Below are 26,165 nucleotides of genomic sequence, written 5' to 3' on the forward strand. Positions count from 1 at the left end.
AGCGGTTTTTTTGTTTTAAATAAGAGCCATTCAAAAAATATCCCATTCAAAATTTTTTCTTATTACTAAAATAAAGGGGTAAACACCCGCAGTTATATAGTGGTTTTCCTTGTCACTCTTCTTTGTGTTTCAAATAATTTTACATCATAATCTTATCAGAAAATTAACGAGAAATTCAACTCAAATTATTTTTTTCTGAAAGTTTAAATCACAACCAATTATAAAATTATTACTATGAATCTAGAGGAGAAAAAACAATCACTCATCGATGCTGGCTGGAATCTTGAAAACCCTTTAACTGAGATTACACTGATTTTTGAAGGAAGATTTCAACGATTTCAGGATTTTTCTATTTATGAAAATCAACACGATAATCAGGCGTATGAAGTACACGGAGCAATTTATCAGAAGTATTTAGAATTTAATGAAGCTACAGGAGATTTAGGTTTTCCAACATCCGACGAAATGGATAATTCTGAAATGGACGGCGGAAAAATGAGCATATTCCAATACGGAATAATTTACTGGACATCATATGATGGTGCATACGTGCAACTTTACCCACATTATGAGGAAGCAGATCTGCTTGACTGGCAAAAAGTACTTTCAGACAAAAATAATTATACTTCAGATGATATTTCGGTCGTGATAAATAACATCCGGGAGAAAAGAGATGCTATTACAACTCATGTAAAATCTGTACCAAATGGGTTTGCTTTTTTTGGAAAATTTAATCCGAAACCTACAGCTATTGTCGCGGGAAGTATTGAAGAATGGATTTGGGAGGAAGTGAGCTCAGAAGGTTCTTTTGATTCGATAAACGCATATGATAATATGATTGTGACTTGGGGTAAAGGGATTTCAAAAATTCATATTCCGAAGATTCTAAAGTCTATTTTCACCCAAAATCCTAATTTGGAAGAAGCTTTTAAATCAATAGGTGTTGCTGTAGATGAAAATAAAACTTTACTCGTTGTAGACACCACAAATTCTGCAATTCTTACTAATGATGATGGTTTCAGACATATGAAATCGGATACTAAACTTATAGATTTTTTAGCAGATGTGGTTTCAAATCCCGATTTTCAGGATGTAATTTGTAATGAGCAATGGAAGTTTGTAATGAATTTTGCTCCGGGACTTACAGGTCATGTTTCTGCAAACAACTGGTCTAAAGATGCTACACAGCTAATGTTTCACTTCAGTTATTGGATGCCTGCAGCCGGTTGGATCGGAAATTCTTCGGCATATAAAGCAACCAATGGTGATCCCACAAAAATTATTCTCACTTTTTATAAAAATCAGAAAGTTGCGAAAAATGATCTGGTAAAAAAACTGAAAATATTTGCAGGAAATTCTTTCAAAAAATACATAGCATTCGATCAGTATCTCACCGAATTACCGGAAGACCAATGTGCAAAGTTTACAGATAATTCTACAACGTATTACGTTCCATTTTAAAAAAATATAAGTTATGGATTTTAACGAAAAAATAGACCAGCTAAATGCAGGAGGTTTTTATGTCGGTGCATCTCTCGGTGAGGCAGAACTTATAGGAGATGGGTACAAAATGAGATTTGAAAATGCAATTTTATATCAAAATTCGTTCTACGAAATTTTTGAAGTTCACGGCGCAATTTTGGGAAGATACATAGAACTTGGAGAAGCTATAAGTGAGTTGGGTTTTCCTACATCCGATGAGTTGGATAACTCTAATATTTCAGGTGGAAAATGGAATTCGTTTGATAACGGATACATTACATGGGATCCCAATTCCGGAGCACAGGAAACAATCAATTCCAATGGAAATTCATCTTCCAACAATACATCCGGTGATTTGATTTCAAAGCTTCAGTCTGTTGCCGATTTTGCTTATACATTACTTCAAATGCCTTTGGCAGATGCTAAAAATTTAATTTTTAAATCTGAAAACCCTTCTGATCCCAATAACTGGTGTGGCAATACTTTAGGGTATTTCTACAAAAAAGGAGGCGCATCGAAGAAGATTGTTAATACTTATTTTGCAGGGACATTAGGACTTTCTTCCTATGGCTCATACTATAAAATAGGTTTTGACGGAAATTCGGGAGAGCTCGTAAAGTTCAGTAAGCCTTTAAAAATTCCAAAAATAGTTGCAGACGGAATTCCTGTTTCACTTGAAGATTATCATCAGCAAAGAGGAATTGAGAGAAAAATAATTTTGTTTGATGAAATTCAGGCAGGAGGTTCATTAGATATTCTTCCCGGCGATATTGTCTTGTTTGATGGACGTAATAAAAGCGGTCCCGATCATATACAAATGGTCTATCAATGGGACGAAAACGATCGTACGCTCATTGTAATCGATGGTAACGGAGGAGGCTTTGCTTTGGACGGATATGGCACAAATGCAGCAGACCCGAATGCTTCCGGAAATAATCAATCTAAAGACAACACTCTTAAAACGGATAAAATAAAAATTCTGGAAGACAAATTAGGAATAGGTGTTATTTACACAAATGATGGTGCGGCAGGAAGAGTAGGAATTACCTGTCATATCCTTACAAATGATCATCAGGTGAATCCTCCCGCTGAAAACACTTCGCTCCCTCATGCACGTGTTTGGGCAGTTATAAGACCTTCTCTGGCAGATTTTGAAGATCATGAATACACTTCTTTATAAATCACAAATATTAATAGGAAACTAAGCTGAAAATCCGTAAAAGAGTAAGCGCAATAACAATTTTAAAACTTAATACAATGGCAGATTTATCAAACATTTTACCGGATCAACTTATGCAAGGAGTTCTTGGTAAGCTTTACGAAGTATTAACTGGCGGAGATGGAGATGTTCCACCGTCAAAGGATAATTTTTTCAGTTGGTGTTCTCCGGGGATACCAATAAGACCGGAAGATTTACGTTTTTTAACCATGGGTTTATCAGGTGTTTATACTCCCGAAAAAGATAGTGAAGGCAAAGTCGTTGAGCTTACCGATCAGGAAAAAGAAAAAATAAGAGCAACAAGTACAGGATGGCTTTACCAACAGGCAGAAAATCTAGCGCGCCTTGTAGATTTTATTCCGGATGTAAATGCGGCAGACAACAATCAATTATCAAAACTGAGCATTCAGCAAAATGAAGGAACTTTATCGGATGTGTATAAATATGCATTACAATTCAGTAAAGTTGCCAATACAGAACTATCTGAGGAAGAAAAAGCCAAAGTAGAAAAATTTAAACAGCTTCTACAGGTAAAAAGAATAAAAAAAGATCTTATCACCGATGAAGAATCTGAAGTGATAGAGCCAAGTCCGCTCGTAATTTTATACAATCAGAAAATGGCAGCTTATATAGATGCGGTTTTAGAATATAATACTTACAGAGTCGATGCGCTGGCTGCAGATAATTCTAAGGCAATTCACTTTTGGGCGATGAATGCTTCCAGCTTGCGCAAAAAAGTTCAGGCAGCAATGTCTGATTGGGTTACAAACGGATACAAAAATGAATACGAAGGAATTGCGGCAAGAATAGATCAGATCATGTCAAAAGATTTATCTTTATTAAAAGCAGAATATAAAGACACATTGGAAAGAGCCAAGCTCACTGGTCTTGCTTCCGGTTCAGATTTTTATTACACTTCTCTCGTTCCCGGAAATTTTGTTGAAGGTGGCTGGACGAAATTTAGCTTCGGATCTTCAGATTACGCAAGACATTCAGACAGCAAATATACTTCTTATGGAGTAAGCGGCTCAGCAGGATTTTTAGGTTTCGGTGCATCTGCAGGTTATCAGCATAAAGATTCCAGCAGCAACCGTACTATTAATGCATCCAATTTTAAACTGACTTTTGAAATGTGTCAGGTTCCTATTGTAAGACCTTGGCTGAAAACACCTTTTCTTACTTCAAAAGCCTGGAAATTAGATATGGGAAGTCCAGAAGTTCAGTCAAGAGGAGAATTTTTGAATGACGGAGCGATGCCGCCAAACGGAATTATGCCTGCATATCCTACATCTGTTTTATTTATCCGTAATCTGGTTTTAGATTTCGGACAATATAACTCAGAATATGCTTCGGCTTTTAAATCTGATAAAGCAGATGCATCTGCCGGTTGGGGACCTTTTAGTGTGGATGCCAATTATTCTTCCAGCAGTTACAAGTCTGACTTCAAATCACATTCAGATTCTCAGGGAATTCGTGTGGATGGAATGCAGATTATAGGTTTCAACTGTCATGTGTTGCCGAAAAGTCCGGATCCGCTTCCGAATATTACCAGTTGGATTTAACCAAAAACAAACAAAATGTTTTTAAATGCAATCATATTCGAAAAGCTGAAATCCGTATTTAATCAGTTAAATACAGTTTCGGGGCGTTATTTTCTTACATTTTCTCCCATCACGACAAGTTTTAATAATCAGGATTTTAATTTTTTAGATACTACAACTCCTGTTCAGTATTTATCTGATGCCTATGAAAACCAAATGGCGTTTGCACATCTCGCAAACGCCGTTATCAGAAGGCAGGATATTTATGAATTGAATCCTGATTCTTTTTTACCGGAAAATTATAAGAAAATATTTGATCATGCTAAACTGATAGAAAGCTCCCTTTCGGATGCAGATAAGCAAAAATACAGAGATGCAAAATCAGTTTTGTATCAGGACGATGGTCTTACAAAAGCAGCAGATTACGAAAAATACAGTAGTTACAAAGCTAAATATGAAGGTCTTGTACAAAATATTCAGGATCTCAGCGATAAGATTATGGCAAATCCTGACGATAAAGACAGTTTGTCTAAAAAGCAGGAACTTGAAACCCTTCAGAATATAGCTTTTAACGACTGGCTGATTGACGGCGAAAAAGACAAGATCGAAAACGCACTGAAAATCGTTTCAAGCATCAGTGAACGTTCTGCTTTTGTATCTCAATGGAATCAGGAATATCTAAAACTCCAAAGTGAAATCTCTAAAGTAACAACAGTCGGGTCAAATATTGATTTTCTGCCGGTTTCATGCCTTCCAAACGATTTGTACAAGTATGAATATTCCGGATGGAAAAAAATCGTAATGGAAGAAAAAGAAATCGCTGATTTGGAAAATTCTGCAAAAACTTCATTGACAGATGATTTTTATAATACTTACGACAGTTCAGGCTTAAGCTATTCAAAAGTAGAATTTGAATATATTTTTGTTACCGTTTTAAGAAACTGGTTTAAGCCTAATCTCGTCAACTCTCAATTTTGGAATTTTTCTGATCAACAGGTTGTTTCGGATGAATCTGATCTCAACAAAGGGCTTTTGCCATCATACATCGAAAAATTTCTGTTTATCAGACGGGTTTATGCCTATAATAAAAATGTAAATCCTGAAGAAAATGAGGTTACGGCTGAAGAAAAAATTCCGCAGACTTATATTTTCAGAAATATTGCAAAAAACCTGAAAACGATAGATCTGGTTCAGCCAAAAATCATCAGAACCTCTAAGTTTAAAATGATTTCACAAAATAAGTTATTTTCAACGCCTGTTTTGCGGAAAGTGAAGTTAGAGAATACGATCACAAATCAACCGATAATAAATAGATTCGATAAAAATCTGTTCAGAAGAAAAATATTATTTCCTATACCGGTCATAAATGTTGTTGAACAGAAAACCAAATTCCAGTTTAGTTTGATCTTTAAAGATGAGCTTGGAAATTATCTTACTGACATCAATATCTTATTGCAAAGTTCGGCAGACGGATCAACGTATTCTACAGAAACAGATAATGATGGCAAAGTTGTTTTCAACGATATGGAGAAAGGAGATTATACCATTTCCATTCAGAGAGAAGAGCTTTATGAGGATTCTTCATTCAGTTTAAATCTTAGTGAAGATGTTTCGAAAGAATTTATTATTAAGAAAAGACAAAATCCTTATTTTGATATGATTTTGCTGGGCGCTGTGAATTACAGGCTTCCGAATCTTCCCAATCCTTTGCCGGGATATGTTTTTTCGTAATGTTTAAAATTTCAAATTAATAGAAAATCCCGAAGCGTAATTGCCCCGGGATTTTTCGTGATATATAATGTGATTTAGTGTCTTTTGAATAATACTTCATCCATTTTAGTCTGCTTTACGTAAATTCTCTGAAAACTTAGAGGCATATACTGATATAAAAGATTCCATTGATTGATGTCGGTTTGTTTTTTAAAACTTCTGAAAGATCTCACAAAAAGGTTTTCAATCATCTGCTTTACGGTTTTTGTTCCGTTTCTGTAAAGCCAATCCATCATTTTGATGTTATGGTTCACAATATTGATCTTTGATTCTTTCAGCAGGTTTTTCATGTGATCAACTGTTGTCTGAATAATTCCGGCGAAATTGTTTTGTGCGGAAAGCTGCACGATTTCATTCTGTAACGAAGGATAGAATATTTTTAAATGTTCAATTGCTCCACTTTCATTAATTACTTTCTTCTCAATAATCTTCATTTTTAAATATTTTTCAAAACATTCTTGTTTCAGCCAAAACTGTACCAAAACAGATACTTTTTTAGATTAAATAATTTATTTGATGATTTCTACACACTGTTTGGTGAATTTTTGTATTTTCTTTATCCATCATGGTTTGGGTGATTTGTGTTCTGTTTTGAATTTTTCTAAAATGTTGATTACTAATGCTAATTGTTTTTAAAAATTTGAGTTTTTTTGTAATGAAATACTTTAAAAATGTAATGAAAGTTTACTGCCAGATTTTAGAGGTAATTTTTAATTCTTGTCATAAGAAAAAACATGATTTTAGCTTTTTTAACTTTCAGAATAAATATATTTGCAATCCATAAAAAATCAGCGATGTTTACAAAAATTGTAGTCCACAGAGTCGGAAATAAAATCAACGGAGAATCACTTATACTTTCACAGGAAGAGCTTCAACTGGATGAGGGAACTGTAGAAATGCTTGAAAATTATTTTTTGGGTTCATTTAAAACAGAAGAAACCTATCAGTTTTACAGCGATTCTTATTTGGTGAATAATCCGGTTTTCAGTTCGGTTTCTGAAATTTTTGATGACAAAGCAAAATTTCTTTGGGAAGCTGAAAATATTGCCAAACATCTTTTTGAAGCAGCAGAAAACCCAAGAGTTCAGGGTGGTGAATTGTTTATCGTTTTCTTTGAAGACGAAAGAGAAAGCGAAGAAAGAGTAGATAAAATCGGGATTTTTAAAACCGAAAAAAGAGAATCATTCTTAAAAATATTCCCTAAAAACGAATCTTTCGAGATCGAAAAAGATCAGGGAATCAGCCTTTCAAAAATTGATAAAGCGGCATTGATTTATAATAACAATAAAGAAAGTGGCTATGTACTTTCCGTGGTTGACAATAACAAAAACGGAGATATGTATTACTGGTTTGAAGATTTTCTAAAGGTAAAACAGCGTGATGATGAATATTTTCACACGCAGGAAGCTTTGATGGTCTACAAAGACTATATTGTAAAGCAGCTTCCACAGGAATTTGAGGTTTCAAAGGCAGATCAGGCAGATTTTTTAAATAAATCAATCAATTTCTTCAAAGAAAAAGAAGAATTCAAGTTGGATGAATTTGCAGCCGAAGTTTTGGGTGATGAGTATGTGATCGAAAGTTTTAATAATTTTAAAACCGATTATGAGCAGGATATGCAGATCAATATTGCCGAAGAATTCCCGATCAGTGAAGCGGCGGTGAAAAAAACGCAGCGTCATTTCAAAAGTATTATTAAATTAGACAAGAATTTTCATATTTACATCCACGGTGACCGAAAAATGCTAGAGCAGGGTCAGGATGAAAAAGGAAAATATTACATGCTTTATTTCGATAAAGAAGTGTAAAAAAACTAATAATAACCTTAAAAAACTAACATGGGAAAAAATTACAAACTTGTAGCCATCAGTGCGATGGCTATATCCGCTATCGGTATTTTTAGCTGCCTTTATTCTTTTTACGGAGTCTGGAAAGGGGCTTCGCAGTTTAATACAATTTCCGAAGCTTTTCAGATTTTATTTGCTTTTACCACGCTTAATCTTAGTTTTACAAACAGATTTGAGCATTCCGATATCTGGAATTTTGTTTTTTATGTGCTTCTATTTATCGGAGGATTGCAGTTTATAAAATCAAAAGGTAAAGAAACCCGTTTTGTAGGCTTTGTTTTTTCTGTGGTATTTTTGGAGGCTATTATTTTGTTGCTGCAAAGTACATTTTATAAAGTTTTCATTACGAACTGGGAAAATACAACTTCAAAGCAGATCTTTTATCTGATATTAGGCTATGTCATTCTTTTGGGTGTTTTGTATCTGAGTTTTCGTATTTTAAAAATTATTAAAAGCCAGAAAGAAATTGATATTATTGCGACCGAACAGAAAACTACAGTTACCGATACCGGAAAATGGCAGCGTTTTTTTCATTGGATTATAGATGTTACGATCATGTCTCTTATTCTCATTCCGTGTGTAATATCTTTAGGATATTGGCTGATGGAATCTGATGTTTTCAGGGAAAGCGAAGGTCTTAAAATGTTTTTCAGAAGCCGATGGTCTTTGTATGTCATTGTTTTTATTTTCTTTTTTATTTATTATCCGGTTTCAGAGATTCTTTTTGGTTCTACACCAGCAAAATTTTTAACGGAGTCAAGAGTCATTAATTCAAAAGCCGAATCCCCAAATTCCTCTACGATTTTTCTTAGAACTTTATGCAGAAATATTCCGTTTGATGCATTGTCTTTCTTTGCTAAAAGAGGGTGGCACGATTCTTTATCGGAAACATACGTCGTAAAAGAAAAAAGAACAGGTTTTAAAACCAATAAACTGCTTTGGATCTTGCCTGTATTGGTAATCTATCTTGCTGTAATGTATTTTGGCAAAAGATATTATTCTGAATATACAGCCAATCGTGAAATGGAAAATCAGATGTCGGAAAAGATTGAATTTCTGGAATCAGAAATTAAAAATCCGAATCCGAATCAGTTTTTTGTGGTGAATGATATTGATTATTACGGGAATATCGATAATTATGGTTTTAAGATCGAAAAGGTTGAAGGTAATGAAATAAGCATTAAAAGAATTACGGGTGAATTTCTATCCGAATCGAATTTTTCACAGGCAAAATACCTTTATCGTCAACAGAAAGATACGGCTAAAACGTTCGTTATCAGAAAGGATGAGTTTGTGAAAATTTTTCCGAAAAACCGAAGTGAATATTACCGGCCGACAATTACTATGGAATTTTTCGAACCAGGAATACGCTATAATATCGAGAATGTTTATAATTTTGATCTTCCATTTTTAGAAGCGCAGATCAGTAATGCTACAAATGATTATAATGACAAAAAGGCAACAGTATATTTTACAAATCACGGAGCAAGCGGAACAATTACCAACATCAAAAATACAAACGGTGATATCAAGTGGAGAACAGTTTTTCCCGTTGCTGTAAGTAATCAAGTAGGTTCACCTGCTATGATCGAAGTAGAAAATTTTGATTTATCGGGCGAAAATGAATCTCAGATAGAGGTTTTGGATTCTCTTAAAAGAAAGCATTTGTATGTATTTAAAAATAAAGGCTTTCAAACCGAGATCATTAAACTAAAATAAGTATATTTCCTTATGTATTTGCTGCAAATCTGTCTTTATTTTATTAAAAAAAGAGATTTCTTTCAATATTTGGAAAAGTGAATTGTTATACTTTTCCATAAAGTAAAAGTTGATTAATATTCTTTTATTTTAAATATATATTGTTTAATTTTTTAACATTATTCCTTGTTTTAAATTAGTAAATTATGATTTATTTTTTAATAAATCATAATTTTTGTTAATTATTAATGTGAAAGTAATATAACATACCACATTGTGTTTATTTAGGCTATTAATTTGTCTACCTTTGTTTACTTATTTTAGATAGTTATGAATTTTGTAGAATGTCATGATGAGCCCATTCATATTCCGGGTTACATACAAAGTTTTGGGTATTTGATTGGCATTGACGCAGCTTCTCTTACCATCTCTTTTTTCAGTGAAAATATTACTGATCTTTTTAATATCGAAAATCCTGAAGAATTATTTGGAAAAAAAATATCACAGTTTCCGGATATTTTTCAGAATGTCATAAGTTCGGAGATTTTTATTGATTCCGGTTTTCTTTCAAGAAGAGATAATGAAACTTATTTTGATAAAATTGTTCTGAACGACAACCAATATCATTTTTCTGTCTTCCGCACCAATAATTATATATTTTTGGAGTTTGAGGCGGTTTTAGAAAATCAGCGAAAACGTATTACCAACAAATACGACAATTTCTACATCATCGATAATGACCAGGAAATCTGGGATCAGCTTCTGAATACACTCTCTAATATCATCAATTATGACAGGATCATGGTTTATAAATTTATGAGCGATGGATCAGGTAAAGTAATTGCTGAAAAAACCAACAATCATCTGGAAAGCTATCTGGGACTTCACTATCCTGAACACGATATTCCGAGACAGGCCCGTGAATTATACAGAAAAAAGAGAAAAAGAATTTTTTCAAATGTTCATTCGGAGCCGATTCGTCTTTTAAGCCGTACCGAAACCAGTATTGATCTTACTTTTACTGCTTCACGAGCAATGTCGCCCATTCATGGGCAGTATATAAAGAATTCAGGAGCGTCTTCAAGTTTCAGTATTTCGATCATTATTGATGATCAGCTTTGGGGGTTGGTAACGTGTCAGAATTTGGAGCCGAAACATATTGATCTTGAAGATCGTGTACAGGCAGGAATTTTCACGGTTTTGGCATCCAATGCCTATTCTTCTTTTAAAGCTAAAAAAGAATTAGAATACAGATTAGATTTAAATGAAAAATTAAGTCATCTAAAATCTGAATTTCTGAAATATAACACACTTTTTGAATCTCTGGAAGCCAATAAGTCGGAACTAAGAGTAATGCCAAAAGCCGACGGATTAGTTATTATTTCCGATCATGAAGTGGTTACCGATGGCTTGACTCCGGATAGTGAAACGATTGATAAAATCGTAGACTGGGCATATCAGAATACAACAGAAAATGTATTTGTAAGCAACAGTTTTCTGAAAGATCATGGTACTGAATTAAACTTGAATTCAAATACAGCAGGAATTATTATCTACTTTGTCGAAAGAAGCAAAAAAGAAATCCTGATCTGGTTCAGAAAAGAGTTTGATGAACATATCAACTGGGCAGGAAACCCCGAAAAAAATATTGATGTAATTTCCAAAGACGGCATTGAGATCAAATATGTTTCTCCGCGTACTTCGTTCCAAGTTTTTACAGAAAACATCAGAGGAAATTCTAAAAGATGGGGTTCTAAAAATGTCATCGCTGTCGATTTAATCAGGGATCTTATTTTTGAGACCTCTCATAAACAATATATCACCATAAAGAAGCTGCATGATCAGCTGAAAAAGGTAAATGAAGAACTGGATAGTTTTTCTTACACGATTTCACACGATTTGGGAACTCCGCTTACCGTAATGAAGCTTAATGCTCAGATGTTGCTGAATAGTTTGGCAGACACTTCAGACAAGAACAAAAACAAAATCAATTCTATCATTGACGAGATCGACAATATGGCAGAAATGATGCAGAATGTCCTTCAGCTCAGTCGTGCGAAGCACAGCGAAATTCAGCTTGAAGATGTTGAAACCACACTCACTATTAAGAAAATTACAGAAAATGCAAAAATGACATATGATAGCCCTAAAAGCTTAGTAGTTATTAGAGAATGTCCTCATGTTTTAGCAGATAAGACCATGCTGCATCAGGTGTTTTTAAATATTATCAATAATGCCGTTAAGTATTCTTCAGATCAGGAAAATCCTGTTATTGAAATTGAAGGCACTGAAGAGGGTGATAAAATCATCTACAGAATTAAAGACAACGGTATAGGAATTCCTGAAGAGAATAAGCATAAAATGTTTAAGATTTTCAACAGGATGGATAATGCCAAAAAATTCAAAGGAAATGGAGTAGGATTGTCTATCGTTCACAGAATAATGAACAGACTGGGCGGAAATGTAGATTATGAAAGCAGTAAAGACGGAACATGCTTTATTTTAACCTTTCAAAAACCTAAATTTGCTGAAATTTAAACAAGAATATGGTATCTGAATATCTAAAACAAAATACGGCAGAGTATCACGATGCGGCCGAAAAACTTTTTAATTCTGAGAAAATTTTTAATAAAACATTTACTTTAGAAGATTACAGAAAAATTATTCACACCAATTATCTGATGCTTCTTCATAGTGAAAACAAAATATTCAGCAGTCTTTCTGATAAATTCAATGAAAAACTTCAGCTTAACGAAAGAAAAAAACTTCCGCTGATCGAGAAAGATCTTTCCGGTCTGGCTCTGGATAATCAAAAACCTTCTCTTCATCTTGAGTTTGAAAATGAGCATGAAGCTTTGGGAGCGATGTATGTGATTGAAGGTTCTACTTTGGGTGGGAATGTAATTGCCAAGCAACTTTCTAAAACGGAAGGCTTTGATCAGGTGACGTTCAATTTCTTCGGATGTTATCAGGAAAATACAGGATCGATGTGGAAGAATTTTAAAGAAATTTTAGATTCTGAAGTGAAAGAAGAGAATTACAACGAAGTGCTTTCAGGTGCGAAGAAACTGTATACGTTTTTATTAAGCGTTAACTAATATCTCTTAAATAATAATTAAAATTCCCGAAAAATTGCTCAATTTTTCGGGAATTTGTACATTTGGGAAGCAAAAAATTAAACTAATAAAAAATAAATAAAATATTATGAAAGTAACTGTAGTAGGTGCAGGCGCTGTAGGTGCAAGTTGTGCAGAATACATCGCTATGAAAAACTTCTGTTCAGAAGTAGTTTTAGTAGATATCAAAGAAGGTTTTGCAGAAGGAAAAGCAATGGATTTGATGCAGACTGCATCTCTGAACGGATTTGATACAAAAATCACTGGAACAACAGGAGACTATAGTAAAACAGCAGGTTCTCACATTGCAGTAATCACTTCAGGTATTCCTAGAAAACCGGGAATGACCAGAGAAGAATTAATCGGTATCAATGCAGGAATCGTAAAAGAAGTTACTGAAAACCTAGTAAAAAACTCTCCGGAAGTAATCATCATCGTGGTTTCTAACCCAATGGATACAATGGCTTATCTGGTACACAAAACTTCAGGTCTTCCTAAGCACAAAATCATCGGTATGGGTGGTGCTTTAGATTCTGCAAGATTCAAGTACAGATTGGCTGAAGCTTTAGAAGCTCCGATTTCTGATGTTGATGGGATGGTAATTGCTGCTCACAGTGATACAGGAATGCTTCCGTTATTAAGCAAGGCGACAAGAAACGGTGTTCCGGTAACTGAATTCCTTAATGACGAGCAACAAAACTACGTTATTGAAGAAACTAAAGTTGGTGGAGCTACATTGACTAAATTATTGGGAACTTCAGCTTGGTATGCACCGGGTGCAGCAGTTTCTGTAATGGTTCAGGCAATCGCTTGCGACCAGAAAAAAATGATTCCTTGTTCTTTGATGCTTGACGGTGAATACAACGAAACAGATATCTGTTTAGGTGTTCCTGCAATCATCGGTAAAAACGGAGTTGAAAAAATCGTAAACGTTACTTTAACAGCTGCTGAACAATTGAAGTTCGCTGAAGCTGCAAAAGCAGTAAGAGAAGTAAATGGTGATTTGAAGTTTTAATTCTTATTGAATCTGAATCTATCATAAAGAAAGCCTGAATAAATTTTCAGGCTTTTTTCATTAAAGGCGAAAAAATTACTTCACCACCGTCGCTTCCATTTCAACTTTGAGTGTTTCAAACAAAGTTTTTACTTCAATAACAGTAGCCGCCTGTTGAATTCCATGTTTTGTAATCCATGTTTGCCAGACATCAAAATTCTCAAAAAAAGCCGGATGATCTGTGGTGTATACCGTTAGGCGCACCATGTTTTTCAATTCAAAATCTGCCTGTAAAATTACTTTTTCAAGATTTTCAAAGGTTTTGATGATCTGCGTTCTCATATCGGCATCGCTCGATTTTCCATTGTCATCTATTGCGGTTTGTCCGGATACATACAGGGTGCTCTGAACATTTTTTACTTCTACGGCTTGTGCATAATTTCTTTCATTCTGCCATGTCCACGGGTTAATGATTCTTTTTTCCATGTTGAAATATTTTAAATAAATTAATGGAACAAAGTTCGGCAGAACTGAAAATTTTATACTGTGACCTGCGTCACAATTATTTTGATTCCAAAAAAAAGCGGCTCAAAGTTTCGCGCGACAGACCAAGGTAAGCGGCCAAAGTGATTTTTGGTATTCTCTGCAAAAGGGAAGGGTAGTATTTCAGAAACTGTTCGTACCGTTCTTTTGCATTCATCGTCATGAGCGAAAGAATTCTTCTTTGGTTTGAAATATGTCCACCAATGGCTTTTTTCAGAAAGAAATCGGTCATTTTAGGAACTTCAGTCAGGAGTTGCTGATAATCATTAAAAGAAAGTTTTAAAACTGAAGTATCTTCCAGACATTGCAGGGACTGAGTAGCTTTGGTTTGTGTATAGAATGCTGCATAATCGCTTTCCCACCAATCTTCCATTGAAAAAGAAATGATGTGTTCTTTAGCTTCAGCATCGGTATAAAAAAGTTTAAGAAGACCTGAAATAATGAAATAGACATGGTCAACCTGATCATTTTCGCTGATGATCATTTCACGTTTTTTGAAATGTTCCTCTGTGAAAAATGATTCAACAACCGAAAATTCTTCGTCGGTCAAGGAAATTGTTTTGTTAATATGTTCTTTGAGGACATTCATTTTAGTTTGAATTAATAATCAGTTTTCCAAATTATCTGTACAATTCAAGATCAAGAAAATTATTATTTCTTAGAATATTCTTTTTTGCTTGAATCCTTTCATTTTTCCTCAGTTCTTCCAGATTTATTGTATTACCTTTTTCATCCTGTATGCTGATCATTTTGATCTGAGGATTCATTAATAAAAATTGTTCATTATTACCGATCGGATTTCTTCTGTATTCATTCCATTTTTTGTTAAACTGTTTCCTGTTAACTTCGTAAGTCTTTAATAAGCTAAAAGATTTAACTTTATGTAGGTTGTCATTCGTCTCATAATTGGCAACCAACTGAAAAGAGTGATGCTTTTTTGTGTCTTCTATGGCAACAATTAATCCCGGAAGATTTTTAAATATATTTGGTCCGTCCTGAAAAGGCAGATCAGTTGTAAACCAGGCTGTCCATTCTCTGTTTCCGAATTTCACAGTTGCTTTCTGGCAATTATAATTCTGAATTTTTTTATTCTCATTCAACAATTTCCATTTCAGCTTTCTCTCATCATAGACTTTATAAGATTCCATCCCAATATATTCTAAAGAATAATCTTTGGCATCATGATAACTTTTCCAGATAAAGTTTCTGATATTTCCGGGAGAAAAATTTGCATCTCCGTTATTTTCTGATGATTTTAAATTTGATGAATCGCTTTTCGCTTTCATTTCGCTCAAAAATTCAGAATGATCTTTGAAAATCGTGAGTCGCATATTTTCAGCTAAAACGCTGTCAACTTTTGTAGAATCCGGAACATATTTATACTCGTAAATAAAACGATGATTTTGTGCGTTTAAGGATATATTCAAAACAAAAAAAAGAATCAGGTGAAGTTTATTCATTTGTGGTGTATCATTTGTTCAAATCTACAAAATTGAATTTGATGAATGTTTCTTGATTCTCTTTTAATTTGAAATTTATTTAAAAACAATCCGTCACCAATTCCATATTCACCATTGCTCCGGCTACATTTCCGGTCATGACAGCACTCGAAACAGATCGCATCATCGAAGAATTGTCACCACAAACAAAAACACCGGGAATATTTGTTTTCTGAAACTGATCGGTTTTTATGTGCCCGAAATCTGTAAACTCGCAACCCAGTTGTTCAGGAATTTCCGAATGTTGGTGAAACGGCAAAGCTGCGTAAACGGCTTCAAAATTTACATCTTTTCCATCTGAGAATATTACGCTTTCAATCATTCCGTTTTGATGTTTTAATTCAGAAATTTCAGATTCAATAATTTGAATATTATTTTTGGCTAATTTTTCTTTTTGTTCATCCGTAAAACTGGCTTCTCCTCTTGTTATTATTGTAACATCTTCTGTAAGATTTTTAACCAAGGAAGCAATATGAACGGCTTTGTCACCATTAGCTATAATTCCTGTTTTTCTGCCTTTATATTCATAGCCGTGACAATACGGACAATGAATCAGCGAAATTCCCCAACATTCCGCAAAACCTTTAACATTTGGGATTTCATCGGTAATTCCCGTTGCTATAATAATTTTTTTTGAACTGAAAGTTTCACCGTTTTCTGTATAGATCTCGAAACCATTTTCTGTTATTTTAGCATTAATTGCTTTTCCATGAAAAAAGCTTACTGTTTCGTATTCTTTCACCTGTTTTTTGGCAAGAAAAGCAATTTCTTTTGGCGTTTTTCCGTCTTGGGTCAGGAAATTATGAGAATGTGGAGTTTGCTCGTTGCAGGGTTTTCCGCTGTCGATCACCAGAGTTTTTCTTAATGATCTTCCCAATGCCATGGCTGCAGAAAGCCCGGAATAACTTCCGCCGATGATGATCACTTCGTATTGTACTTCGTTCATAATTTCAGATTTAAAGTTTATTAAGGTATTCTTAGTTGAAATATTTGTCAAAGTTAAAATAAATTTCTATTATTGCAACATAATCGCATTAATAAAATGATAAGAAGAAGTACACCTACGAAAGATGCTGTTTTGAATGTTTTAGCAGATTCAAAAAAAGCAATGAGCCAGGATGCAATTATGAAAAAAGTTTCTGTAAATATAGACAGAGCTACGGTTTATCGAGTTCTCAACCGCTTTTGTGAAGACGGAATCCTTCATAGAATTGTTGCGGAAGACGGGAAGCAGTATTTTGCAGTCTGCATTAAATGTGAAGAAAAAAAACTGGCAGATCATCATTTTCATTTCAGATGTACAAAATGTGAAACGATAGAATGCCTGCCGGTTGCCGTTCAGTTTTCTCTGGAAAAAGGATATTCTGTAGAAAGTGTAAATTGTATTCTGACCGGAGTTTGTAAAGATTGTGCTTGAAATTTTAAACCGTCTTTAAAACGCCGCCATCAGCTCTGAGGCAAGATCCATTCGTCGCAACAGAAAGCGGACTTGACAGATAAGTTGCAAGACTGGCAATTTCTTTAGGCTTAATAAATCTTTGTAATAAAGAATCTGGGTTGGTTTGCTGCACGATTGCTGCTTTCATTTGTTCGGCGGTTATATTTTGAAGTTTTGCGTAATGTTCAACTGTTGATGCAACGCCGTCAGAATATGTAGGCCCACCAAGAATGGTATTCACGGTTACTTCAGTTCCTTTTGTAAGCTTAGATAAACCGTTGCTGATTGCCATCATCGAAGCTTTTGTCATCCCATAATGGATCATATCTGCAGGAATATTCACACCCGATTCGCTGCTGATAAAAATAATTCTTCCTTGCTTTTTTTCAAGCATTGACGGCAATAAATGTCTTGATAATTTTACCGCACTCATCACATTGATTTCAAAGATTCTCTGCCACTCGTCATCAGTGATGAGCATAAAGTCTTTTAATTCGAAAATACCGACGTTGTTAATCAGAATGTCAATATCGCTAAGTTGTTTTAAAAGTTCATCGACTTGATTTTTATCTGAAAAATCAGCAGCAATTCCGGAAACTTTAGCACTTGGAAATTTTTGTTTTAAATCTAAAACTGCCTGCTGTGTTTTTTCGTTTTGTCTTCCATTGATGATTACTTCTGCACCTTCTTCTAATAATTGTTCTGCAATTGCAAAGCCAATTCCTTGCGTAGAACCACTGATGAAAACTTTTTTTGATGTTAATTGTAAATTCATTATAACTAAATTTTATTTTTGTAATGATTGATCCAAAATTTGATAAAAAAATTAGCTGAGTACAGCCAATTGTAGTTCAATTTGTTGGGAAAGTATTTTCTGATCAGGATATATTCTTCTCAAAGTATTCAATCCGCACCAGAATGTGATAAGGTTTCTTGCCAGAACGGAAGCATCTGCCTGATTTTTAATTTTTCCTGCATCCTGAGCTTTTTTAATGGCTTCAGAATACATTTCTTCAACTTCTTTTAAAATCTGAATGGCTTCCTTTTCTAATTCTTCATCAACAAAAGTCATTTCAACCACTGTGTTTGCGATAATACAGCCTTGTAAATGCCTTGTTTTATCAGAATTTGCTACGCTTCTGAAGAAATCTTTAATGAGCTCTATTGGATTTTCACTGTTTTTAAGCTCTTCTTTAAAATTTTCAAAATCTTTTCTTCTTTGGTTAATTGCTGCTTTGAAAACTTCCTTTTTTCCACCTTTGAAAGTATTATAAAAGCTTCCGCTTCCTGCACCTGTGATCTTCAGCAAATCATTTAATGAAGTTGCGGTATACCCTTTTTTCCAAAAGATGTCCTGCGCCTTCTGTATTAATTCTTCATTTTGGTGAATGTTTGGTCTGCCTCTCATTTTATTTTTGTAATGATCGATACAAAATTATGAAAAATAATTTTAATTATCAAAATAAATAAGACACATCGAAAATGTGTCTTATTTTAAAATATTCTATTAAAGTTATTTTTTATTGCTAATTGCTGAATCAGTTTTCGGCTTTTCACCTGCAATCGACATTTTATTTTCAAAAGGTTTGGCTTCTAAAACCGTTATGCTCGTTTGTTCTTTTCCTAGATTATACTGTACAAAAACAACTTTTTCGGCAGTTCTGATAATGTAGGTATTTACGTTTTTCCAGTTGTTGCAGGAGTGCATGTATCCCAGATTATAAGCTTCGGGATCTTTCTTCTTTAATCTTTCTTCTTCACCTTCACGCAGTGGTTCGCCGGTATTGATTTTTACTCCGCCCACATTTTTTATAAGTTCGTCAAAACTTTTCTGAATTTCGAGTGGTGAAAATTTCTTTTCTTTAAAATCATCAGAAACCCGGATTTCGGCTTTATAGGTTTTACCTTCCATTGAAGTATAAGTACCGTGATCATAAAAATATTCTTTATCAAAATCTTTAGTCTGCCCATTTCCCTGATAAGAATTCGGATCTGTGAAAGAATAACCTTCCGGTAATTGAAAATAAGGGAAAGTTCCTTGAAATTTATCGGTTTCAGGAATTTTACTGATATTATATCCGGTATCAGAAATCACTTCTGTAGAATCTGCAACATCAGAACGCGTATTTTCCGTCTGAGAGACAGCATGATCTTCATCTTTTTTATTGCACGACCATAAAATAAATGTTGCACAAACAGTTGTTAAAACGATTTTCTTCATATTTCATTGAGTTGAGAAACATCATTTGCGCTTCTGTCCGTGCAAAATTGGTGCTAAAAGCAATCTGAAAAGTTTAAAATTATGTTAAATTAATTTGGAATCTACTTTCTTCACATTTTTTAATTCCGAAGGTGAAATCCCAAATTCTTTTTTAAAAACATAAGAAAAGTGGGAGAGGTCTTCAAAACCAAGATCAATATAAATGTCTGTTGGTTTTTTGTTTTCTCTATTAAGTAGAAAATGGGCTTCCTGAAGTCTTCTGTTCATTAACCATTTCCCCGGACTTGTGTTAAAAATAGCCTTAAATTCTCTTTTGAAAGTTGATAAACTACGCCCTGTCATAAAAGCAAAACGTTCCATGCTGATGTTAAATTTATAATTGTGATTCATAAATTTTTCCAGATCAATTTTATGCGGGATATTGAAATTGAAGAAAATATTTTTCAGATCAGGATTATTTTTAAGTAAAATCATCAACAGTTCTTCACGTTTAATATCAACAAAAATATCATCCAACTTTTCTGTTCCGTTGTAATAAGGTTCTAATGATTGCACAAAATTGTTAATCAATTTATCTTCTTCGATAAATAAAAACGAATCTTTATGATCCGTTGGTTCTGCATGATAAGGATGACGCTCCAAAAATTTCTTCAAAAATATTTCGTCAAAAGCGATAATTACTTTTTCAAACTGCCCTTCATCTTTATATTTTGTATATCGAACGAGATGGTTTTTCCTTGCAATACAGTAATCACCGGGTTTCATATTGTAATGTTTATACCCATCGTACGAAGTCATGGAACCCTTAAGCAAAAACAAAAAGAAATGCTCAGGAATAAACTGTTCCGGTGATATTTCGGGACCGAGATGACAGGAATGGAGATTGTTGAATTTCATTTTTCATTAATTAATTTCGTTTGTCTTGAAAGAAAAAACAAGAATTCAAGATTTGGAAACTGTTGCAAAATTTTTTTTAATTCAAGATTTGCATGAATTTATAGTACTTTTATGAATAACCTGTTGCTTTTCAACGGATACTATTTACACAAATTTAGTAAAGGTTTTTGAATTCTAATCATTTCGAGTAGGTTTTGCAAAAACCGTATCGAGAAGCTTTTTATTATATGTTCTATACAAAATTATTTTCCACTTTGTTACAAATAATTTCACTCGAACTGACGGTATGTTTATATTTAAGACTTCATTAAACTATCTGCGCCTGCCAGTAAAGCTTCTTCACGACTTCTTGGATTCCAGTTGAGAAGGATTTTTGCTTTTTGGTTAGACATTTCTTTGTAGAATTCTTGTCCGATGGGTTCCAATTTTTGAATATTTTCGGTGTATTGTGGTCTTTCTTTTTTGAACAATTCGGCAACATCATAAAAGCTCATCACACCTTCTGAAGTAGCTATAAAACGTTGTCCGGAAGCTTTCGGATTCAACATTGCTTTGATGTGAATATCTGCAACATCTCTTACATCTACAACGCCCATTGTGAAAGCCGGAGTGTATTCTAAGATTCCATTTAAAATTCCAGAAACCGCAATATCCAGCGATGCAGAAGTGATTCCGCCAATGGCAGGACCAAAAATTCCGACAGGATTGATCACTGATAATTCCAAACCGTTACCTTCTTTTTCAATGAATTCCCAAGCGGTTTTTTCAGCCAGCGTTTTTGATTTGATGTAAGCGGGAAGTTCAACATTCACATCCGTCCAGTCTTCCTCGGTGAAAACATGGTCTTCAATGTCTTTGCTGTAACCAACTGCTGCAAAAGACGAGGTCAAAACCACTCTTTTCACACCCGCATCTCTTGATGCTTTCAAAACACGTAAAGCTCCGTCTTTCGCAGGAATGATAAGCTCGTTTTCATCCTTCGGATCTTGTGCAGGGAAGGGAGATGCAACATGAAGAACATAGTCGCAACCTTTTACTGCTTCGTCCCAATTGGTGTCGCTCGTAAGATCTGCTTCAATAAATGAAAGGTGTGAGAAATCTGTAATTCCGCCTTCTTCCAATGCTTTGATGATACTGTCTTTTTTTGCGAGTGAACGAAGTGTTGTTTTCACCTCATATCCTTGCTGTAATAGTTGCAGGACGGTATGAACTCCTAAAAATCCCGTTCCTCCCGTTACCAAAACTATTTTCTTTGTCTGTACGTTTTCCATTTTTATTTAAATTTTACAGGACAAAGTTGGGGTTTATTTGAGAGAGGGATTTTGTTGTGGGGTTCTTTTTTTGTTTGTTGTGAGGGTCACGAGTTTCTGTCATATTTTCATCATAACTTTTATGCTTGAAAACACTTCTATTGGTGATCGCTTTTTCAGAACTAATAATACTCGTTGTGCATTTGTTTTTTGTTTTTCGAAAATAAGTGAAATGGCTTCATTTATCTTTTATTTAAATATTATTGTTGTTCTTTGGTTGTCCTTGCGTGGTAATTATTGTAATGCTAAACGAAGCTTTTATAAAAACATTTGCTTTTTTAAGTTAAACAAAGCCATTCGTTTACATAAGAAATACAAGAAATAAATTGATTATCAATTAGTTATTTTTGTTTCAAAATGCACAGCAGATATGATAATTTAAGTATAAAAAATCTCCCACGAAAGACTCGCGAGAGATAAAATATATGGAATCAATTCCGATCAGGAACGACGGTATTTTTAGTTGTTGAAAGTAGCGAAAGCACCTTCTGTAGCGGCAAAGAAATTGTCGTACAACAGACCGGTATTTCCTACGCGAATTTCATAAATATCTTCCTGAAGAGCTTTCACCAAATCATTGGCAACATCTGAAGCCGGAATACCGTTTTCTCTGCCTCCGATTTCTACGGAAAAATCGGTGTTTACCAAAGGTGGCATCAATTCAAAAACTTTTACGTTGGTGTCTTTTGCCAGTTCGTATCTCAACAGTCTTGTGTGAGAATGTAGCGCGGCCTTAGAATCCGAATACGTCGGAAGGTGCGAACCGGGAACGAATCCTACGATAGACGAAACGTTCACGATGGCTGCTTCAGTTTGTTGTTTCAATAATGGAAGGAATTTTTCTGAAAGTCTGATCGGTGCAAAATAATTGGTTGTAAATTCTGAAACGGCTTTGCTGTATGCGTCTCCGTCATTTGCAACGTTGTAGATATAAGCACTTCCGGCATTGTTGATCAGAATATTCAGTCCTCCGAAATTCACTTTTACTTCTTCTACCAATCTGTCGATATCCGCTTCATTCGTAATATCCGCTTGAATCGTGAAGACATTATCTAAATCTTTCGCTGCAGCTTCTAATTTTTCTTTGTTTCTTCCAACGATGATAATTTTATTCGCAGGGCTTAATGCTTTTGCAATTTCTAATCCGATTCCTGATCCTCCGCCAGTAATTAAGATGGTGTTGTTTGTAATAGTCATAATAATTTGTTGTTGTTTAAGTTATATTTTAAAATTATAAATTGTACTATTTGGTACAAAATTGTGTAAAATTTTTTTTGGTGATGAAGCTTGATAATTGGAGCCCCATACTTCGCGCTAACGAACTTCAAGGTTCCATCATCCCACTTTCAGCCATATCATTCCAGCAATCCCAAATTCATTTCAATCATTGATCTGAGGATTTTCGAAGAGTTTTCCATACGTCTTGTGACATGGATCCCGTTCCATAAATTGGTTAAATGCCAAGCCAGAATTTCAGCATCTTCCAGCGTTTTCAATTGTCCGTTTTGTTGGGCATTTCTGATGGCTTTTGCGAAAATTTTCTGCAAACCTTTTAATAATTCAGCCGTGATTTTTTTTATATCTTCATCTTTTTCAGAAAGCTGAACCAATGCATTTCCAAGATAACAGCCTCTTTCGATATCGCAATTATCAGCATCGGAAAGCATTAAAAAAAACTGTCTGATAAATTCAATCTGATTGTCCGATTTTTCAATCGCATGCCCGATTTTTTGATTAAAACCTTCAGCAAACTGCTTGATAGAACGAACGTACAATTCTTGTTTTCCTCCTTTGAAAGCCAGATAAAAACTACCTTTTCCGATTCCCATGGCATTGAGTAATTCATCTGCAGAAGCCGTGTCGTAGCCTTTATTTCTAAATACTTCGGTCGCTTTTTGAATCGCTTCCTGCTCGTTGAATATTTTGGGTCTTCCCGCCATTTCTTTATTTTGATGAGACAAAGGTATATAATTGTACCAATTAGTACAAAATAAAATTTTAAATATGTTTTATTGATTTTGTCGATGAAGTTTTTGATTGTGAGGTTGGAGCGTAATTTGTTGGTTTTTCGCAAAGGCGCAAAGTTTTTTTAAGAATGCTGTTCTAAGGCGCAAGGATTTTATCGAAGATAAAATTTAATAGTGCAAAATTAATATTCTCATGGTAAATACCTTTGATGAAAATCTTTGATTTTCTTGCGTCTTAAAAACGTTACTATCATAAAAAACTTGCGTCTTTGCGTTTTTCCAACAAAAAATTATTTAATGGAGTTCAAAACCCTTTCAAATTCAAGATCGCGCTTGTCGAGAAAATCCTGATCTTTATAATGTACGATTTCATTAATTCGGATTCCGGTTTGTTGGGTTTGGGAATTATCAGGATAAAAAATTCCGTTTCCTGTAAATTCTAAAATGTAATCTCCCGGTAGATTAACTTTCACCACATCTCCATCTCCGCCTGAAGTTTGTTGACCAATTGTAAAAGATTGTGGAAAGATTTTCTGTAAACTCATAGAATACCATTCGCTTGCACTTCGGGTTTCTGGATTTACCAGAATGAAAACTTTTCCGGAGTAAGTATGCGTTGTTTTTTCTTTAATTTCAGGAAAATTTTGTATTGGTTTATCCAAATGATAGAATGTGCCTATGTTTTTTAAATTCGGAGCGTAATATTTGTGAAAATAATTTTCAACAGGGGAGAAGTATTTGTAAACATAATGAAATACAAAACCACCCCAATCAGGATATTCTCTCATGTCGAAAACGATTGCTTTTTTCTGTGCTGCATCTCCTAAAATTTTTTCCATCACATCATCTATCTTATCATCATCTACGTTGTCTATAAACTGTAAAGTCCTGTTAATATTGAAATAAGCAACATTTTTATCAACAAGATTATGATTTCTTTTGGCCATTATTTTTTTGCCGACGTATTCTGCAATTGCCGTATTTTGTGATTTATCTTTTGGATCTGCAAAGTCTATGCTTGTGATGAATTTTTTGTTCTGCTGAGATTTTACAGTCAGTTTTTTCTGTTTGTTATTATTCGGCCAAATCAGGTTTCCCTGATATTTTGAAAGTTCATAAATGAGTTTATTCCGATTAGAAACCGAAAGTAATTTAGATTTTTCATCAATAATCTGTTTGATACTTTTTCCGTCAATTTCTGTTATTTGGTCGCCAATATTAAGTTTTGCTTTAGAGCAAATCTCAGGGAAAATAATATCCGTAATCAATAAATGATCATCAACAATTTGATAATCAAAAGGTGCATAATACAATCCGTTAAAAATATCACCTCTGAAATTAAGCTGAGTATAAAAACTGAAAGCATGACTGTCCTTAAATTTTGAAACCAATTTTGCCAATATCACTTCAAAATCTTTTCTTGAATTGATTTTTGAATTTTCCTCCAAACAGTTTTTAAAATAGTCATCAAAACCTTTATCCATAATGTATTTGTGAGGAAAAAGATAATCAACAATTCCCTGAATTTTCGCTAAAGTCAGTAAACGGTATTCTGGGGGTAAATTTTCTGTTTTTGGGAAAGAATATTTTTTTTCATCACTCACCAATTTTTCTTTTAATAATTCGAAATTGAAACGGTGATTGTAGATCGTATTCAGCAGATTTTTATTTTCAGAAGAAATTTTTCCGTTTTTCCGGAACCAGTTGAAGTTTTGATTTTTAGCTAAAATGTCTTTTGACGTATCTGTTGGAGCAGGATTCGTTAAATTTTTATTTAAATTTTGAGATAATTTATTAATAACAGAATTAAAATTATCTTTTGAATTGATGTTTTTAACTGTAACTAAAAACAAGCTATCGGCGTTTACTTTTCCGCTGGCTACATCGGGGTGATAATATTTAATAAAATTCCAAGTTTTGATGAAATCGTAATATTGATTTTTCTGAGCGAAAATTATTTGATGAAGAAAGATAATAAATATAAACGTGATTGTTTTTTTCATGATAATTAGTAATTTTTAAAGATAATATATATCAGTCAATTAAAAATATTAATTATCAATCAATGAGTTTATATTTTAAATCAAGACTTCAAAACTCATGTATAAAGCCGTTTCTATGGAATCTTTATAGAGTTTTGTATTAATTCCTGTGATCGAAAAACCTACATTTTGAAAGAATTTGATAGCCGGATAATTGGTGTTTTGAGTTTCGAGTTCAACCAATCTGCATTGTAGTTCTCTTGCTTTTCGGTTGATATTTTTGATGAATAATTTTCCGATATTTTGTCCGCGAAACTTTTCATCAATTAAAATATTTTCAATAAAAAGACTGTTATTCCATTCCCTGAAATCACAGATTGCCCAACCGATTAATTCACCATTTTCAAAAGCTCCGAAGGAATTTCCCTGTTCAATAATTTCATTCAAATCATCAATATCTTCAGAAGTTGTTTCCCAGATTTTTTTATAAAGTTGATTTTTTTCTCTTAGATTAAATTCAAAAGTATTCCCGATTTCTATTGTTGAAATTGCAATGACTTTGTCGGTTTCATAACCGTTTAAGCCCCAGTCGATAGTTGTATTTTCATTTATTTTTTCTAGTTTTTTGATTTCCATAAAGT

24 protein-coding genes are annotated in these 26,165 nt (G+C 33.9%); 10 read left to right on the plus strand and 14 right to left on the minus strand.

The window, feature by feature from the left end:
- The first annotated feature begins 234 nt into the window (after positions 1 to 234).
- From BM371_RS00560 to BM371_RS00575, 4 genes are all read left to right on the plus strand, one after another.
- Positions 235 to 1,461, plus strand: coding sequence for an LGFP repeat-containing protein (locus BM371_RS00560; protein ID WP_051882661.1), 1,227 nt, complete (start codon positions 235 to 237; stop codon positions 1,459 to 1,461).
- 13 nt (positions 1,462 to 1,474) lie between these two features.
- Positions 1,475 to 2,662 carry an LGFP repeat-containing protein gene (locus BM371_RS00565; protein WP_034674610.1) on the plus strand — a complete coding sequence of 396 codons (1,188 nt, stop codon included), beginning with the start codon at positions 1,475 to 1,477 and terminating at the stop codon, positions 2,660 to 2,662.
- 77 nt (positions 2,663 to 2,739) lie between these two features.
- The gene (locus tag BM371_RS00570; RefSeq protein ID WP_034674612.1) at positions 2,740 to 4,263 is read left to right on the plus strand and encodes a hypothetical protein; all 1,524 of its coding nucleotides are present in this window, start codon (positions 2,740 to 2,742) and stop codon (positions 4,261 to 4,263) included.
- A gap of 15 nt (positions 4,264 to 4,278) precedes the next feature.
- Complete coding sequence (locus BM371_RS00575) at positions 4,279 to 5,973, plus strand: carboxypeptidase-like regulatory domain-containing protein (protein WP_034674614.1); 1,695 nt, start codon at positions 4,279 to 4,281, stop codon at positions 5,971 to 5,973.
- Positions 5,974 to 6,047: 74 nt separating this feature from the next.
- Here BM371_RS00575 and BM371_RS00580 read toward each other — a convergent pair whose 3' ends face one another.
- On the minus strand, positions 6,048 to 6,446 hold the full coding sequence (locus BM371_RS00580; RefSeq protein ID WP_034674616.1) for a DUF7674 family protein: 399 nt from the start codon (positions 6,444 to 6,446) through the stop codon (positions 6,048 to 6,050).
- Positions 6,447 to 6,806: 360 nt separating this feature from the next.
- Between BM371_RS00580 and BM371_RS00585 the strand changes: the two genes are divergently transcribed.
- From BM371_RS00585 to BM371_RS00605, 5 genes are all read left to right on the plus strand, one after another.
- Positions 6,807 to 7,820, plus strand: coding sequence for a nucleoid-associated protein (locus tag BM371_RS00585; protein WP_034677159.1), 1,014 nt, complete (start codon positions 6,807 to 6,809; stop codon positions 7,818 to 7,820).
- 30 nt (positions 7,821 to 7,850) lie between these two features.
- The gene (locus BM371_RS00590; RefSeq protein WP_051882662.1) at positions 7,851 to 9,578 is read left to right on the plus strand and encodes an RDD family protein; all 1,728 of its coding nucleotides are present in this window, start codon (positions 7,851 to 7,853) and stop codon (positions 9,576 to 9,578) included.
- 309 nt (positions 9,579 to 9,887) lie between these two features.
- Entirely contained in the window at positions 9,888 to 12,095 is a 2,208-nt protein-coding gene (locus BM371_RS00595; protein WP_034674618.1) for an ATP-binding protein, read from the plus strand.
- Between the two features lie 8 nt (positions 12,096 to 12,103).
- On the plus strand, positions 12,104 to 12,655 hold the full coding sequence (locus BM371_RS00600; RefSeq protein WP_034674620.1) for a biliverdin-producing heme oxygenase: 552 nt from the start codon (positions 12,104 to 12,106) through the stop codon (positions 12,653 to 12,655).
- A gap of 106 nt (positions 12,656 to 12,761) precedes the next feature.
- Complete coding sequence (locus BM371_RS00605; RefSeq protein ID WP_034674621.1) at positions 12,762 to 13,688, plus strand: malate dehydrogenase; 927 nt, start codon at positions 12,762 to 12,764, stop codon at positions 13,686 to 13,688.
- A 75-nt stretch (positions 13,689 to 13,763) separates the two neighbouring features.
- On the opposite strand, the gene BM371_RS00610 is transcribed toward BM371_RS00605, so the two are convergent.
- The 4 genes from BM371_RS00610 to BM371_RS00625 form a co-directional block, all read right to left on the minus strand.
- Positions 13,764 to 14,153, minus strand: a complete 390-nt coding sequence (locus BM371_RS00610) for a RidA family protein (protein WP_034674622.1) — start codon at positions 14,151 to 14,153, stop codon at positions 13,764 to 13,766.
- Between the two features lie 76 nt (positions 14,154 to 14,229).
- A complete protein-coding gene (locus BM371_RS00615; RefSeq protein ID WP_034674623.1) occupies positions 14,230 to 14,799 on the minus strand; it encodes a Crp/Fnr family transcriptional regulator in 570 nt (189 codons plus the stop codon).
- 31 nt (positions 14,800 to 14,830) lie between these two features.
- Positions 14,831 to 15,670, minus strand: a complete 840-nt coding sequence (locus tag BM371_RS00620) for a GLPGLI family protein (RefSeq protein WP_051882664.1) — start codon at positions 15,668 to 15,670, stop codon at positions 14,831 to 14,833.
- Between the two features lie 79 nt (positions 15,671 to 15,749).
- Complete coding sequence (locus BM371_RS00625; protein ID WP_034674625.1) at positions 15,750 to 16,655, minus strand: NAD(P)/FAD-dependent oxidoreductase; 906 nt, start codon at positions 16,653 to 16,655, stop codon at positions 15,750 to 15,752.
- A 96-nt stretch (positions 16,656 to 16,751) separates the two neighbouring features.
- Here BM371_RS00625 and BM371_RS00630 point away from each other — a divergent pair, with 96 nt between their 5' ends.
- Complete coding sequence (locus tag BM371_RS00630) at positions 16,752 to 17,126, plus strand: Fur family transcriptional regulator (protein ID WP_034674627.1); 375 nt, start codon at positions 16,752 to 16,754, stop codon at positions 17,124 to 17,126.
- Positions 17,127 to 17,130: 4 nt separating this feature from the next.
- Here BM371_RS00630 and BM371_RS00635 read toward each other — a convergent pair whose 3' ends face one another.
- The 9 genes from BM371_RS00635 to BM371_RS00675 form a co-directional block, all read right to left on the minus strand.
- Positions 17,131 to 17,922 (minus strand): SDR family NAD(P)-dependent oxidoreductase, encoded by a 792-nt coding sequence (locus BM371_RS00635; protein ID WP_034674629.1) that lies wholly within the window; start codon positions 17,920 to 17,922, stop codon positions 17,131 to 17,133.
- A 51-nt stretch (positions 17,923 to 17,973) separates the two neighbouring features.
- Positions 17,974 to 18,555: a TetR/AcrR family transcriptional regulator gene (locus BM371_RS00640; RefSeq protein WP_034674632.1), complete on the minus strand. Its 582-nt coding sequence runs from the start codon at positions 18,553 to 18,555 to the stop codon at positions 17,974 to 17,976.
- Between the two features lie 105 nt (positions 18,556 to 18,660).
- On the minus strand, positions 18,661 to 19,368 hold the full coding sequence (locus tag BM371_RS00645; RefSeq protein ID WP_034674634.1) for a hypothetical protein: 708 nt from the start codon (positions 19,366 to 19,368) through the stop codon (positions 18,661 to 18,663).
- A gap of 84 nt (positions 19,369 to 19,452) precedes the next feature.
- Positions 19,453 to 20,265: a helix-turn-helix transcriptional regulator gene (locus BM371_RS00650; RefSeq protein ID WP_034674636.1), complete on the minus strand. Its 813-nt coding sequence runs from the start codon at positions 20,263 to 20,265 to the stop codon at positions 19,453 to 19,455.
- A gap of 296 nt (positions 20,266 to 20,561) precedes the next feature.
- Positions 20,562 to 21,536, minus strand: a complete 975-nt coding sequence (locus tag BM371_RS00655; RefSeq protein WP_034674638.1) for an SDR family oxidoreductase — start codon at positions 21,534 to 21,536, stop codon at positions 20,562 to 20,564.
- A 498-nt stretch (positions 21,537 to 22,034) separates the two neighbouring features.
- Entirely contained in the window at positions 22,035 to 22,772 is a 738-nt protein-coding gene (locus tag BM371_RS00660) for an SDR family oxidoreductase (protein ID WP_034674640.1), read from the minus strand.
- 158 nt (positions 22,773 to 22,930) lie between these two features.
- On the minus strand, positions 22,931 to 23,536 hold the full coding sequence (locus tag BM371_RS00665) for a TetR/AcrR family transcriptional regulator (protein ID WP_228423566.1): 606 nt from the start codon (positions 23,534 to 23,536) through the stop codon (positions 22,931 to 22,933).
- 296 nt (positions 23,537 to 23,832) lie between these two features.
- Positions 23,833 to 25,545, minus strand: a complete 1,713-nt coding sequence (locus tag BM371_RS00670) for a S41 family peptidase (RefSeq protein WP_034674644.1) — start codon at positions 25,543 to 25,545, stop codon at positions 23,833 to 23,835.
- A 75-nt stretch (positions 25,546 to 25,620) separates the two neighbouring features.
- The gene (locus BM371_RS00675) at positions 25,621 to 26,160 is read right to left on the minus strand and encodes a GNAT family N-acetyltransferase (RefSeq protein WP_034674646.1); all 540 of its coding nucleotides are present in this window, start codon (positions 26,158 to 26,160) and stop codon (positions 25,621 to 25,623) included.
- Positions 26,161 to 26,165: the final 5 nt, after the last annotated feature.

The organism is Chryseobacterium formosense (assembly GCF_900116415.1).
GTDB lineage: Bacteria > Bacteroidota > Bacteroidia > Flavobacteriales > Weeksellaceae > Chryseobacterium > Chryseobacterium formosense.

Bases quoted from the DNA above. Each gene is read 5' to 3' on its own strand.
- BM371_RS00560 (WP_051882661.1), top strand. From the start codon at position 235: ATGAATCTAGAGGAGAAAAAACAATCACTCATCGATGCTGGCTGGAAT.
- BM371_RS00565 (WP_034674610.1), top strand. From the start codon at position 1,475: ATGGATTTTAACGAAAAAATAGACCAGCTAAATGCAGGAGGTTTTTAT.
- BM371_RS00570 (WP_034674612.1), top strand. From the start codon at position 2,740: ATGGCAGATTTATCAAACATTTTACCGGATCAACTTATGCAAGGAGTT.
- BM371_RS00575 (WP_034674614.1), top strand. From the start codon at position 4,279: ATGTTTTTAAATGCAATCATATTCGAAAAGCTGAAATCCGTATTTAAT.
- BM371_RS00580 (WP_034674616.1), bottom strand. From the start codon at position 6,446: ATGAAGATTATTGAGAAGAAAGTAATTAATGAAAGTGGAGCAATTGAA.
- BM371_RS00585 (WP_034677159.1), top strand. From the start codon at position 6,807: ATGTTTACAAAAATTGTAGTCCACAGAGTCGGAAATAAAATCAACGGA.
- BM371_RS00590 (WP_051882662.1), top strand. From the start codon at position 7,851: ATGGGAAAAAATTACAAACTTGTAGCCATCAGTGCGATGGCTATATCC.
- BM371_RS00595 (WP_034674618.1), top strand. From the start codon at position 9,888: ATGAATTTTGTAGAATGTCATGATGAGCCCATTCATATTCCGGGTTAC.
- BM371_RS00600 (WP_034674620.1), top strand. From the start codon at position 12,104: ATGGTATCTGAATATCTAAAACAAAATACGGCAGAGTATCACGATGCG.
- BM371_RS00605 (WP_034674621.1), top strand. From the start codon at position 12,762: ATGAAAGTAACTGTAGTAGGTGCAGGCGCTGTAGGTGCAAGTTGTGCA.
- BM371_RS00610 (WP_034674622.1), bottom strand. From the start codon at position 14,153: ATGGAAAAAAGAATCATTAACCCGTGGACATGGCAGAATGAAAGAAAT.
- BM371_RS00615 (WP_034674623.1), bottom strand. From the start codon at position 14,799: ATGAATGTCCTCAAAGAACATATTAACAAAACAATTTCCTTGACCGAC.
- BM371_RS00620 (WP_051882664.1), bottom strand. From the start codon at position 15,670: ATGAATAAACTTCACCTGATTCTTTTTTTTGTTTTGAATATATCCTTA.
- BM371_RS00625 (WP_034674625.1), bottom strand. From the start codon at position 16,655: ATGAACGAAGTACAATACGAAGTGATCATCATCGGCGGAAGTTATTCC.
- BM371_RS00630 (WP_034674627.1), top strand. From the start codon at position 16,752: ATGATAAGAAGAAGTACACCTACGAAAGATGCTGTTTTGAATGTTTTA.
- BM371_RS00635 (WP_034674629.1), bottom strand. From the start codon at position 17,922: ATGAATTTACAATTAACATCAAAAAAAGTTTTCATCAGTGGTTCTACG.
- BM371_RS00640 (WP_034674632.1), bottom strand. From the start codon at position 18,555: ATGAGAGGCAGACCAAACATTCACCAAAATGAAGAATTAATACAGAAG.
- BM371_RS00645 (WP_034674634.1), bottom strand. From the start codon at position 19,368: ATGAAGAAAATCGTTTTAACAACTGTTTGTGCAACATTTATTTTATGG.
- BM371_RS00650 (WP_034674636.1), bottom strand. From the start codon at position 20,265: ATGAAATTCAACAATCTCCATTCCTGTCATCTCGGTCCCGAAATATCA.
- BM371_RS00655 (WP_034674638.1), bottom strand. From the start codon at position 21,536: ATGGAAAACGTACAGACAAAGAAAATAGTTTTGGTAACGGGAGGAACG.
- BM371_RS00660 (WP_034674640.1), bottom strand. From the start codon at position 22,772: ATGACTATTACAAACAACACCATCTTAATTACTGGCGGAGGATCAGGA.
- BM371_RS00670 (WP_034674644.1), bottom strand. From the start codon at position 25,545: ATGAAAAAAACAATCACGTTTATATTTATTATCTTTCTTCATCAAATA.
- BM371_RS00675 (WP_034674646.1), bottom strand. From the start codon at position 26,160: ATGGAAATCAAAAAACTAGAAAAAATAAATGAAAATACAACTATCGAC.